General features: G+C 67.5%; 15 protein-coding genes. 11 read left to right on the top strand and 4 right to left on the bottom strand.

Features of this window, described 5'->3' with window-relative positions:
• The first annotated feature begins 158 nt into the window (after positions 1-158).
• From infA to ACX80W_RS02440, 7 genes are all read left to right on the top strand, one after another.
• A complete protein-coding gene (gene infA, locus ACX80W_RS02410; protein ID WP_019481515.1) occupies positions 159-380 on the top strand; it encodes a translation initiation factor IF-1 in 222 nt (73 codons plus the stop codon).
• A gap of 21 nt (positions 381-401) precedes the next feature.
• The gene (rpmJ, locus tag ACX80W_RS02415) at positions 402-515 is read left to right on the top strand and encodes a 50S ribosomal protein L36 (protein ID WP_043440658.1); all 114 of its coding nucleotides are present in this window, start codon (positions 402-404) and stop codon (positions 513-515) included.
• 166 nt (positions 516-681) lie between these two features.
• Entirely contained in the window at positions 682-1,059 is a 378-nt protein-coding gene (gene rpsM / locus ACX80W_RS02420) for a 30S ribosomal protein S13 (RefSeq protein WP_459280071.1), read from the top strand.
• A 141-nt stretch (positions 1,060-1,200) separates the two neighbouring features.
• On the top strand, positions 1,201-1,602 hold the full coding sequence (rpsK, locus tag ACX80W_RS02425) for a 30S ribosomal protein S11 (RefSeq protein WP_120164773.1): 402 nt from the start codon (positions 1,201-1,203) through the stop codon (positions 1,600-1,602).
• A 155-nt stretch (positions 1,603-1,757) separates the two neighbouring features.
• On the top strand, positions 1,758-2,768 hold the full coding sequence (locus ACX80W_RS02430; RefSeq protein WP_459280073.1) for a DNA-directed RNA polymerase subunit alpha: 1,011 nt from the start codon (positions 1,758-1,760) through the stop codon (positions 2,766-2,768).
• A 63-nt stretch (positions 2,769-2,831) separates the two neighbouring features.
• Complete coding sequence (rplQ, locus tag ACX80W_RS02435) at positions 2,832-3,422, top strand: 50S ribosomal protein L17 (protein WP_459280075.1); 591 nt, start codon at positions 2,832-2,834, stop codon at positions 3,420-3,422.
• Positions 3,423-3,449: 27 nt separating this feature from the next.
• Positions 3,450-4,385 (top strand): tRNA pseudouridine synthase A, encoded by a 936-nt coding sequence (locus ACX80W_RS02440; RefSeq protein WP_459280077.1) that lies wholly within the window; start codon positions 3,450-3,452, stop codon positions 4,383-4,385.
• Between the two features lie 44 nt (positions 4,386-4,429).
• Here the strand turns inward: ACX80W_RS02440 and ACX80W_RS02445 are convergent, their stop codons facing one another.
• On the bottom strand, positions 4,430-5,080 hold the full coding sequence (locus ACX80W_RS02445; protein WP_459280079.1) for a prepilin peptidase: 651 nt from the start codon (positions 5,078-5,080) through the stop codon (positions 4,430-4,432).
• A gap of 222 nt (positions 5,081-5,302) precedes the next feature.
• Here ACX80W_RS02445 and ACX80W_RS02450 point away from each other — a divergent pair, with 222 nt between their 5' ends.
• Positions 5,303-6,091: a response regulator transcription factor gene (locus ACX80W_RS02450; protein WP_459280081.1), complete on the top strand. Its 789-nt coding sequence runs from the start codon at positions 5,303-5,305 to the stop codon at positions 6,089-6,091.
• A gap of 18 nt (positions 6,092-6,109) precedes the next feature.
• Here the strand turns inward: ACX80W_RS02450 and ACX80W_RS02455 are convergent, their stop codons facing one another.
• Entirely contained in the window at positions 6,110-6,568 is a 459-nt protein-coding gene (locus ACX80W_RS02455) for an Hpt domain-containing protein (protein ID WP_459280083.1), read from the bottom strand.
• 672 nt (positions 6,569-7,240) lie between these two features.
• Here ACX80W_RS02455 and rplM point away from each other — a divergent pair.
• The 3 genes from rplM to glmM all read left to right on the top strand — a co-directional run bounded on the left by rplM (position 7,241) and on the right by glmM (position 9,711).
• Positions 7,241-7,684, top strand: coding sequence for a 50S ribosomal protein L13 (gene rplM, locus ACX80W_RS02460; protein ID WP_459280085.1), 444 nt, complete (start codon positions 7,241-7,243; stop codon positions 7,682-7,684).
• Between the two features lie 41 nt (positions 7,685-7,725).
• Positions 7,726-8,223: a 30S ribosomal protein S9 gene (rpsI, locus tag ACX80W_RS02465; RefSeq protein ID WP_459280087.1), complete on the top strand. Its 498-nt coding sequence runs from the start codon at positions 7,726-7,728 to the stop codon at positions 8,221-8,223.
• A 123-nt stretch (positions 8,224-8,346) separates the two neighbouring features.
• Positions 8,347-9,711 carry a phosphoglucosamine mutase gene (gene glmM / locus ACX80W_RS02470; protein ID WP_459280089.1) on the top strand — a complete coding sequence of 455 codons (1,365 nt, stop codon included), beginning with the start codon at positions 8,347-8,349 and terminating at the stop codon, positions 9,709-9,711.
• Between the two features lie 78 nt (positions 9,712-9,789).
• Here the strand turns inward: glmM and ACX80W_RS02475 are convergent, their stop codons facing one another.
• Positions 9,790-10,593, bottom strand: coding sequence for a M15 family metallopeptidase (locus ACX80W_RS02475; RefSeq protein WP_459280091.1), 804 nt, complete (start codon positions 10,591-10,593; stop codon positions 9,790-9,792).
• Positions 10,590-11,567, bottom strand: a complete 978-nt coding sequence (coaA, locus tag ACX80W_RS02480) for a type I pantothenate kinase (protein WP_459280093.1) — start codon at positions 11,565-11,567, stop codon at positions 10,590-10,592. The genes ACX80W_RS02475 and coaA overlap by 4 nt, the downstream gene beginning before the upstream one ends.
• Positions 11,568-11,575: the final 8 nt, after the last annotated feature.

Consider the following 11,575-nt stretch of genomic DNA (forward strand, 5'->3'; position numbering starts at 1 on the left):
CCATGGCGTAGTGTTGTCTGTTGGTTGTCTGTGCTTTTCGTGCCCATTTCGGGCCGGGCGGCCCGCCGGCTCACGAGCCGTCGCCGCACCGAAGTTAGCCAATCAAAACCCAAACCCGTCCACCGTGCAAGCGGTGGGCATCGACGTTAGCGGAGGATATGGCCAAGAAAGACGGTGTCATTGAGATTGAAGGCACTGTGAACGAGGCGCTGCCCAACGCGATGTTCCGCGTTGAGTTGGCCAACGGTCACATTGTTCTCGCCCACATCTCGGGAAAGATGCGCCAGCACTACATTCGAATCCTTCCTGAGGACCGGGTAGTAGTGGAACTCAGCCCGTACGACCTCACCCGGGGTCGTATTGTCTACCGCTACAAATAAGAATCAACTCGAAGGAAAACCATGAAGGTCAACCCGAGCGTGAAGCGGATCTGTGAGAAGTGCCAGGTGGTTCGCCGCAAGGGCAACGTTCTCGTCATCTGCGAAAACCCGCGCCACAAGCAGCGCCAGGGTTAATCAGCCTCTTTCGAGGTCGACCCCCACGCGTAGTTCAGTTCATTAAGGCAAAGCAGCACGGCGCATCCGCGCAGTGCACACCCCCGGTACGGAGGCCGGGGACCGGAAAACCTTCCGGGTACGCTTTGGCTCAGACCTCCGGTATCACCAAAGGAGAACAGCCTCTATGGCACGTCTCGCTGGCGTAGACATCCCCCGCGAAAAGCGGGTAGTCATTGCGCTTACCTACATCTACGGCGTGGGCAAGACCCGTGCAGAGAAGACGATCGCGGATACGGGCATCAGCCCCAACACGCGCGTCAAGGACCTCAGCGATGCAGAGCTCGTCCAGCTCCGCGACTACGTTGAAGGAAACTTCAAGGTTGAGGGTGACCTCCGGCGCGAGGTCGCAGCCGACATCCGCCGAAAGGTCGAGATCGGCAGCTACGAAGGCATCCGGCACCGCCGCGGCCTTCCCGTGCGTGGACAGCGCACGAAGACCAACGCTCGTACCCGCAAGGGCCCGAAGCGCACCGTCGCAGGCAAGAAGAAGGCCGGCCGCTAGTTCCCTGACGGCTCCCTCACCGGGCTCGCAAAGCTCGCCCGGCCAGGGGACCCTCGCCATCAGGGGCCCTTTAAGTCAGGGTCTCCGATTGGAACTTCGAGCTAACCCAATGCTTTACCCAATACCTTCGTAGGAGAAGTAATGCCCCCCAAGACTCGTGGAGCGGTGCGCAAGCCGCGTCGCAAGGATAAGAAGAATATCGCGCTCGGCCAGGCGCACATCAAGAGCACCTTCAACAACACCATCGTCTCGATCACGGACCCCAGCGGAGCAGTCATCTCCTGGGCCTCCGCCGGCGAGGTTGGCTTCAAGGGCTCACGTAAGTCCACCCCGTTCGCTGCGCAGCTGGCTGCTGAAGCCGCCGCGAAGCGCGCTCAGGAGCACGGCGTCCGCAAGGTCGACGTCTTCGTCAAGGGCCCGGGATCCGGACGCGAAACCGCAATTCGCTCGCTGCAGGCCACCGGCCTGGAGGTCGGCTCCATCTCGGACGTCACCCCCAGCGCCCACAACGGCTGCCGCCCCCCGAAGCGCCGCCGCGTCTAATCGGCTTTACGGCCACCGCACCGCCTTGCAGCAGCCCCGGCTGCCGCAGGGCGGTTCGGTGCCGTTATCCAAAGCTTTTGAGCCGGCTCACTAGCTATCCCTTTCCACCATTTGTGTTGCGTCATATAGCGGATGCACCCTGAAAGGAAATGTACGTGCTTATTGCACAGCGCCCCACCCTGACTGAAGAAGTAGTCGCCGACAACCGCTCGCGGTTCGTGATCGAACCCCTCGAGCCGGGCTTCGGCTACACCCTCGGCAACTCGCTCCGCCGTACCCTCCTGTCCTCCATCCCCGGTGCAGCTGTCACGAGCATCCGCATCGATGGAGTCCTTCACGAATTCACGACGGTTCCCGGTGTCAAGGAAGACGTCACCGAGATCATCCTGAACATCAAGAACCTCGCGGTGTCCTCCGAGCACGACGAGCCCGTCGTGGCGTACCTGCGCAAGCAGGGCCCCGGCGTCGTCACCGCGGCCGACATCGCACCGCCGGCCGGTGTGGAATTCCACAACCCGGACCTGCACATCGCCACCCTGAACTCGAAGGGCAAGTTCGAGCTCGAGCTGACCATCGAGCGCGGGCGCGGCTACGTTTCGGCTTCGCAGAACAAGTCCGGTGACTCGGAGATCGGCCGCATCCCGGTCGACTCCATCTACTCGCCGGTCCTGAAGGTCACCTTCCGGGTCGAGGCGACCCGTGTCGAGCAGCGCACCGACTTCGACCGCCTGATCGTCGACGTCGAGACCAAGGACGCCATCGCCCCGCGCGACGCCGTCGCGTCGGCCGGCACCACCCTGGTCGAGCTGTTCGGCCTGGCCCGCGAACTGAACGTCGCGGCCGAGGGCATCGAAATCGGTCCTTCGCCCACGGACGCGGCCCTGGCCGCCGACATGGCGCTGCCGATCGAGGACCTCGAGCTGACCGTGCGTTCCTACAACTGCCTCAAGCGTGAGGGCATCCACTCCGTGGGTGAACTCGTTGCCCGCTCCGAGGCCGACCTGATGGACATCCGCAACTTCGGCGCGAAGTCTATCGACGAGGTCAAGGCGAAGCTCGTTGAGCTCGGTCTGTCCCTGAAGGATTCCCCTCCCGGGTTCGACCTTGCCGCCCGCGCCGCTGCCATCGAAGAGGACGACGCCGCCTACGGCGACGAAGAGCTCTAATACGCTAACTGCCTGACCGCCGCTGGGAAGCGGCGGCCAGGTCCACTATGAGGAGAAATAATCATGCCCACACCCACTAAGGGCCCACGCCTCGGAGGCGGTCCGGCGCACGAACGCCTGATGCTCGCCAACCTGGCCGCCTCGCTGTTCGAGCACAAGCGCATCACCACCACCGTCACCAAGGCCAAGAGGCTCCGCCCCTACGCCGAGCGTCTCGTCACCTTCGCCAAGAAGGGCGACCTCGCCTCGCGCCGCCGCGTCCTGGGCGTCATCAGCAGCAAGAGCATCGTCCACGAGCTCTTCACCGAGATCGCACCGGCCGTTGCCAACCGCGAGGGCGGCTACACCCGCATCACGAAGATCGGCAACCGCAAGGGCGACAACGCTCCCATGGCTGTCATCGAGCTGGTCCTGGATCCGCTGTCCGCCAAGCAGGCAGTCGTCGCCGAGGCCGAGCAGGCCAAGGCAGCCCCCGCGGCTCCGGCCGAGGAGACCGCAGCGCCGGTCGAGTCCGCCGAGACCGCTGAGACGACTGAGACCGTCGAAGCGACCGAGACGGCAGAGTCGACCGAGGCTGCAGAGCCCGCCGACGCCGCTTCAACCGACGAGGCAGCAGCGTCCGACGACGCCGAAGCCCCCGAGGCGAAGAAGTAACTTCTTCGACGCTTCTTGAGCACGTTCGTGAAAGACCAGTTGCCCGCCGGCCCCGAGGGGTCCGGCGGGCTTCTGCGTGTCCGGCTCGACATCGCCTACGACGGCGCGCCCTTCGCCGGCTGGGCCCTCCAGCCCGGGAACGTCACCGTGCAGGGGGTGCTCGAGGAGGCCCTGTTCACGCTGCTGCGCCGCACGGCCCGGCTCACCGTGGCCGGGCGGACCGACGCCGGGGTCCACGCCCGCGGGCAGGTGGCCCACATCGACCTGACGCCGGCGGAGTGGCACGGCATCGCCCGCGGGAAGGACGTGCCGCCGGGGGAGGCCCTGACCCGGCGCCTGGCCGGCACGGTGAACCGGGTGCTCTCGGACCAGCTCACCGGGCGGGGACGCTCGATCAAGAACTCCATCCCCGCCGTCGTCGTGAAGCGGGCCGACCTCGCCCCGGCCGGCTTCGACGCCCGCTTCTCGGCGCTGTGGCGCCGCTACAGCTACACCATCGCCGATGCCCGGGTGGAGCGCGACCCGCTGGCCCGCCGCACGGTGCTCTGGTACCCCGGAGACCTGAACGAGGACCTGCTGAACGCCGGAGCCGCCCAGCTGACCGGGCTGCAGGACTTCCGCGCCTTCTGCAAGCCCCGCGAGGGTGCCACCACGGTGCGCGAACTGCAGCGCTACGCCTACCGGCGGCGTCCCGACGGGATGATCGAGGCCACCGTCCAGGCCGACGCCTTCTGCCACAACATGGTGCGGGCCCTCGTCGGCGCCACCCTGCGGGTCGGCAGCGGCGAGCTGCCCGTGGAGTGGCTCGCCGAGCGGCTGGCGGCCCGGATCAAGGACGCCCGGTCCGTGCTGGCACCCCCACACCCGCTGGTGCTCGAGGAGGTCGCCTATCCGGGCGTTGAGGAACTCGGCCTGCGTGCTGAGCTGACCCGCGCACGAAGGGCGGCGGAGGACCCGGACTGAATCCCGCCTGATGCGCCCACGGCGTCGGGGCGGTTCCGGGTTCCCTAGACCTGGTCGCGGAGGAACAGCACCGCGACGAGGGCGGCGAGGACCATCCCGGGGCCGAAGGGAAAGCTGGTGTTGCGCGTACCGCGGCCGGAGGCCAGCAGGGCGACCCCGGCCAGCCCGCCGAAGATGAACCCGCCCAGGAGGGCCGCAAGCCAGGACCCTACGCCCACATACCCGCCGTAAAGCCCCAGCACGCCCGCGAGTTTCACGTCGCCCATGCCCATGCCGGCGGGGGAGATGAAGGCCAGCAGCAGGTAGAACAGGAACATCACGGCGCCGCCCAGCAGCGCGCCGACGAGCGGCTGCCAGCCGCCGCCGAGCGCGGCGACGAGCAGGGCCAACCCGGTCGCGGCGAGGAAGGGGAGCACCAGGGCGTTCGGCAGGAGCTTGGAGCGCAGGTCGATCGCCGCGAGCAGCACGCCGAAGACCGGCAGCACGAGGAACAGCGGGAGCTCCGTGGGCTCCTCCGCCGTGAGGGCCCCTGCGGCGCAGCACAGGGCCGTCAGCGCGGCGACGGGCCACCGCCAACGGCCGGGAAGCACGGTCCGGGGGTCCCGGTCCGCCAGCGGGAACATGCGGTACGCCGTCAGACCGCCTGCGACGGCGCACACGAGGGCAAGGACGGCGCCCGGTGCGGCGTCAGGCACGAGCGGACCCCCGCCGGCCGCGCTCGTGGGACCTGCCGGGAACCTTCGGAACCTGTACGGAAATCAACTTTCTCCTGCCGTTGGACCAACCATCATTATCACTCCTGTTGGTGCAAGAGTGACGAGGGTTACTATTGTGCTATTCAACGGGGGCCTGCGACGCGTGGGCCGCGGTAAGACCCGGATGTGAGGCGCGGAACTGGGCTGGGGGCAGAAGGCGTTATGAACGATCCTGGGGTGGCGGTCGTCATTGAGGACGACGACGATGTGCGGAACCTCCTGAGTGCGGTCCTGAGACAGTCGGGCTTTGAGGTCCATGCCGCGCGCTCCGGCCGTGATGGTGTCCACCTGGTCCGCGAGGTCGAAGCCGCCGTTGTCACCGTGGATCTCGGCCTGCCGGATATCGACGGCTATGAGGTGCTGCGTCGGCTTCGGAACTTCACCGACTGCTACGTCGTCATCCTGACCTCGCGGGCCGATGAACTCGATGCCCTCATGGCGCTGCAGGCGGGCGCCGATGACTTTCTCACCAAACCCTTCAGGCCCAGGGAACTGCGTGCCCGTATTGCGGCGATGATGCGCCGGCCCCGCAGCGGAGCAGGCGGCTTTCCCGATCCGGGCCCTGCCGGCCCCGCCCGTCCCGCACCGGGTGCCGCCGGGTCTGCCCGGACCAGCACCATCAACGTGCTGCGGCACAACGGGCTGGTCCTCGATCACCATGCGCGCACCGTTTCGGTGGACGGCACCGAGCTGTCCCTGACCCGCAGCGAGTTCGACCTCCTTCATGCGCTCCTGCTGGCCGGCGGGGCCGTGAAGACGAAGGCCGAGCTGGTGAAGGTGGTGCGGGGGGAGGCCCCGGGGGAGTCGTCCTACATCAGCGATTCGGACGAGCGGGCCGTCGAGGTGCACATGGGCAACATCCGGCGGAAGCTGTCCGAGGACCCGCGGAACCCGCGGTGGCTGCAGACGGTCCGGGGCGTGGGCTACCGCCTGACGCCCGCGCAGGCCTGATCCACCGGCCTTCGGCTCCTAATGGCAGCCCGAAGTGAGGAGGTAGGTGGTGCGCAGCTCTTCGATGGTTTCCCGTCCGCACCGCTCCACGGCGGACAGTGCGTCGAGGGCCTCGCGGACCTCGAGGCGGCGGAGGAAGCCTTCGAGTCGGGAGGCCAGCGCCGTCAGACGGGGTGCGCCGACCATGATGGATGCGGCCCGAAGATTGACGACGGCCTCAAGCGCTGCTGTGGGATCTCCATCGGCGAGGGAGGAGGTGAGACGGTGGATGCGCTCGTCCCAAAAAGCGACGTAATCGCTTACGAAGGCCCGCACGGTGGCGGTATCCTCGAGTTCCTGCCCGAGCTCTTCCAGGACCGCGTGATCCAGCAGAGGTGCCGCGCCGGCATCGCCCGCGTCGGAGCGACCGGCAAGGGGATGCGCGGAGCGGGTAAGGCCGTGGCTGTCGTGGCTGGAGTCGAACGGTGTGGTTGGCACCCTGTAAGGCTACTTTTGAAGTTCATGGTCCGGCGGAAAAGAATGCCATACTTCGCAAAAACTGCGGCATTACTGTGGTGCAAGAACAGTCGAACGGTTCGGCGCAGGATTATTCGAGAGTTTGCGAGATATTGACCGCAGCGGAACCAGGCATGGCGACAAACATCATGAGAAAAACGGAATAATCTGCGGAAAAGGGTCTTGACCGAGGGCGTAACCGCAGCTCCTTTCAAGAGTGATGGCTGCTGCACTGCCGTTCGTTGAGCAATGGATCCCTCGCCTGGGTGCGTTCGAGGCAGGTCGGTGGCTCCACCGTCGGTGTTGGCGGCTGCGCAGGCGCCATGGGCAGGGTGCGCTGGCGCTGCACCAAAGATGCGGGTGGGACCTGTGGTGCCCGCCCGTGCACGCCGCCACGCCGCTTTTGACCTGAGGCCCTGCCCCGCGCTAACCTTGGTAGTCGTTGTGCGTATCCCAACTCGATACGTCTGCGCCATCCGGAGCGGTTCAGTTGCAGAACCACCTGGCCCGGGGGAGCAGCCGAGGTTTCCGGGATAACTGGTTGTATTTCAGCCCTCACCTGAAGTTCCGGTAACGCATGAATAAGCTGAGCTTGTGGACGCGGATTGACCCGTGGGCGCAGGCGTCACCGAACAAGAAACGAAGGCCAACACCGTGCGTACGTACACCCCGAAGCCAGGCGACATCTCCCGCCAGTGGCACGTCATTGACGCCACTGACGTTGTCCTAGGCCGTCTTGCCAGCCAGACCGCAACACTGCTGCGCGGAAAGCACAAGCCGACCTTTGCACCCCATATGGATATGGGCGATTTCGTCATCATCATCAACGCCGACAAGGTCGCCCTCACCGGCGCCAAGCTCGAGCAGAAGCGCGCCTACCGCCACTCGGGTTTCCCGGGCGGCCTGAAGTCCACCAACTACGCCGAACTCCTGGAGAAGAACCCGGAGCGCGCGGTTGAGAAGGCGATCAGGGGCATGCTTCCCAAGAACTCGCTGGCTGCTCAGCAGATGTCCAAACTGAAGGTCTACCGCGGTGCCGAGCACCCGCACGCTGCCCAGCAGCCCAAGGCCTTCGAAATCACCCAGGTCGCCCAGTAGTCCTGGCCACCACACACTAAGAAATTAATTCAAGGAGAACCGTGGCTCAGAACACTGAAGAGCTGAACGAACCGGCTGAGGAGCTCACCAGCTACACCTCAGAGTCAACCGAAGCCAGCGACACCCCCGTCCGGGAGCGCCCCGCGCTGACCGTCGGCGGCGGCGCTGTTGGCCGGCGCAAGGAAGCCATCGCCCGCGTGCGCCTCGTGCCCGGCACGGGCAAGTGGATCGTCAACGGGCGCGAGCTCAGCGACTACTTCCCGAACAAGCTGCACCAGCAGGAAGTCAACGACCCGTTCAAGCTCCTCGAGCTCGACGGCGCCTACGACGTCATCGCCCGCATCCACGGCGGCGGCGCCTCCGGCCAGGCCGGCGCACTGCGCCTCGGCGTTGCCCGCGCGCTCAACGAGATTGACCGCGAGAACAACCGCCCGGCCCTGAAGAAGGCCGGCTTCCTGACCCGCGACGCCCGCGTGATCGAGCGCAAGAAGGCCGGTCTCAAGAAGGCCCGCAAGGCACCGCAGTACTCGAAGCGCTAATTTTACGCTTTACCTTCAGCATTACCAGCGCCCGTCCGGCCTGCCGGGCGGGCGCTGCGCTTTAAACCAGCATGGGCAAGCCTGCGGGCCCCTGCCACTGTTTCTCACCTAGGATGTACAGCGATGAGCAGATTATTCGGTACCGACGGCGTCCGTGGCCTGGCCAACGGCCTCATCACGGCGGAACTCTCCCTGCAGCTTGCCCAGGCGGCTGCCGTGGTGCTCGGGCACAACGCGGTGGAGGGCGGGCGCAGGCCCACGGCGGTGCTCGCCCGGGATCCCCGGATCAGTGGTGAATTCATCGCCGCGGCCATTGAGGCCGGCCTCGCCAGCTCAGGCGTCGACGTCTTCGACGCGGGCGTGCTTCCCACGCCGGCCGCTGCCTTCCTCGTCGCCGACCTCGACGCCGACTTTGGGGTCATGATCTCCGCCTCGCACAATCCGGCGCCGGACAACGGCATCAAATTCCTCGCCCGAGGCGGACAGAAGCTCGACGACGCACTCGAGGACGCCATCGAAGCCGAGCTGACGAAGCCCCAGCCGCGGCCCGTGGGCGCCGATGTCGGCCGGATCCGGCGCTTCGCCGACGCCGAGGACCGCTATGTCGTGCACCTGCTTCAGACCCTCCCGCACCGCCTCGAGGGCCTCAAGGTGGTCCTCGACTGCGCCCACGGCGCGGCGAGCGGCTGCTCCCCGGAGGTCTTCTCCAACGCCGGTGCCGAGATCGTGGTCATCGGGGCGGACCCGGACGGCAACAACATCAACGACGGCTACGGCTCCACCCATATGGAGCGCCTGCAGGCGGCCGTGCTCGAACACGGCGCGGACCTGGGCATCGCGCACGACGGCGACGCCGACAGGTGCCTCGCGGTGGACCACGAAGGCACGGTGGTGGACGGCGACCAGATCATGGCCGTGATGGCCATCGCCATGAACGAGGCCGGCCGGCTGGCCGACAACACCCTGGTGGCCACCGTGATGAGCAACCTCGGCCTGAAGCTTGCCCTGCGGGATGCGGGCATCACCATCCGCGAAACCGGGGTGGGGGACCGGTACGTGCTCGAGGAGATGCGCGACGGCGGCTACAACCTGGGCGGGGAACAGTCCGGCCACGTGATCTTCGCCGAATACGCCACCACCGGTGACGGCATCCTCACCGGGCTGCAGCTCGCCGCGCGGGTGGCCGCCACCGGCCGGAGCCTGAAGGACCTCGCCGGGGTGATGGCCAAGCTTCCGCAGGTGCTGATCAACGTCAAGGGCGTGGACCGGACCGCGGTGAAAACCGACGCCGGCGTGCAGGAGGCCGTGAGGGAGGCCCAGGAGGTACTGGGCGAGACCGGCCGGGTACTGCTGCGCCCCTCCGGCACCGAACCCGTCGTGCGGGTAATGGTCGAAGCCGCCGACATGGACACCGCACAGCGGATCGCCGAAGAGCTCGCCGGGACCGTGCGCACCCGGCTTGCCCTCGAGCCCGCCCCCGCAGCCTAGGGACGCTTCCCGCCGGTGGCGCCCGGGCGGCGCCACCGGGGGCCGGTCTTCAAACGGGCGGCACCGGCCCGCTGGACGTCAGTAGCCCGGCGCGGCCGGCAGCCCGAAGTGTTTCTCGAGGGTCGGCGTGCCCTCGGCCTTCATCGCCCCGGCGATCTCGGGCCCCACGTACCGGTAGTGCCAGGATTCGGCCGAGAACCCGGTGACCTCGTGGTGCCCCATCGGGTAGCGCAGGATGAACCCGTAGGCCGCGGCGTGCGCGGCGGTCCACCGGGCTGCCGCGGTGTCCCGGAAGCACAGCACCAGCGTGCAGGCGCCGTCGGCCTGGCCGATGTCGAACGCCAGCCCGGTCTGGTGTTCGGAATAGCCGGCGCGCGCCGAAACCTTGTCCGCCTGGCCCGGATCGCCGTACTGGTCCACCCAGTGGTTATAGGTCGCCTCCTGCTCGGCGAAGGAGCGGTAGCCGCTGACCAGGGTGAGCCCCACGCCGTCGGCGGCCGCCGCCGCGAACATCTTCTCGACCGCCGCCGCCGCGTCGGGGCGCAGGCGCACCCGGTCCGCGGCCACGGTGCGCTCGACGTCGGGCACCACCAGCTCCGGCGGGACGAAGTCCCGCGGCGACAACGGACGGCGCTTGTTCACCACGACGCCGGAGGAGGCCGGGTCGGAATGCGCCTTCTCCGACTGGGCCTTGTCGGTATCGGCATGGTCCGGTGGTGCGGCGGCCGGGCTCCGCTGTGCGGGAGCGGGCAGGTCCGCCGCCGTGGCGTTGGGCGCCCCCGTCCCGCCCGGCGTCCCGGCGCAGCCGCCGAGGAGGGCGGCGAGGACGACGGCGAAGGCCGCGGCCCCCGCCGTCGTGCACCGCGGACCCTGCGCCCTCACGTCTTCCGCAGCAGCATCCGCCGGACGGAGTGGTCGGCCTCCTTGGTGAGCACGAGCTGCGCCCGGCCGCGGGTGGGCAGGACGTTGGTCATCAGGTTCGGTTCGTTGATGCGCTTCCAGATGCCCTGGGCGGTCGTGCGGGCCTCTTCGTCGGTCAGGTCCGCGTAGCGGTGGAAGTAGGACTTGGGGTCCGCGAAGGCGCCGCTGCGCAGGGACTGGAACCGCTGGATGTACCACTCCTCGATGTAGGAGGTCTTGGCGTCGACATAGATGGAGAAGTCGAAGAAATCGCTCACCGCCAACCCGGTGCGCCCGTCCGCCCGGGGCCGCGCCGGGGCCAGGACATTGAGCCCCTCGACGATCAGCACGTCCGGGCGGCGCACCACGACCTCCCGACCCGAAACGATGTCGTAGGAAAGGTGCGAATACCAGGGGGCGCGGACCTCCTCGGCGCCGCTCTTGACCTCGCTGACGAAACGCAGCAGCCGGCGGCGGTCGTAGGACTCCGGGAAGCCCTTGCGCTGCATCAGGCCCCGCCGCTCCAGCTCGGCATTGGGGTAGAGGAAGCCGTCGGTCGTGACCAACTCCACATTGGGGGTGTCGGGCCAGCGCCGGAGCAGCTCCTGGAGGACCCGGGCGGTGGTCGACTTGCCCACCGCCACCGAGCCGGCGACCCCGATCACGAACGGCGTGCGGGTCGTCAGCTCGCCGAGGAAGGTGGTGGTGGCCGCGTGCAGCTCCCCGGCGGCGGCCACGTACAGGTTCAGCAGCCGTGACAAGGGAAGATACACCTCCCGGATCTCCTCCAGGCTGAGGACATCGCCCAGGCCGCGCAGCCGCTGGGCGTCCTCCATGGTGAGCGGGGACTGCATTTCCATCGACAGCCGCGACCACATCGGCCGGTCGAGTTCGACGAACGGGGTGAAGGTTTCGGCGCCGTTCGCCTGCTGGGTGCCGGGGCTTCGTTCGCTCACCCTTAGGA

This window comes from Arthrobacter melezitosi, assembly GCF_054511055.1.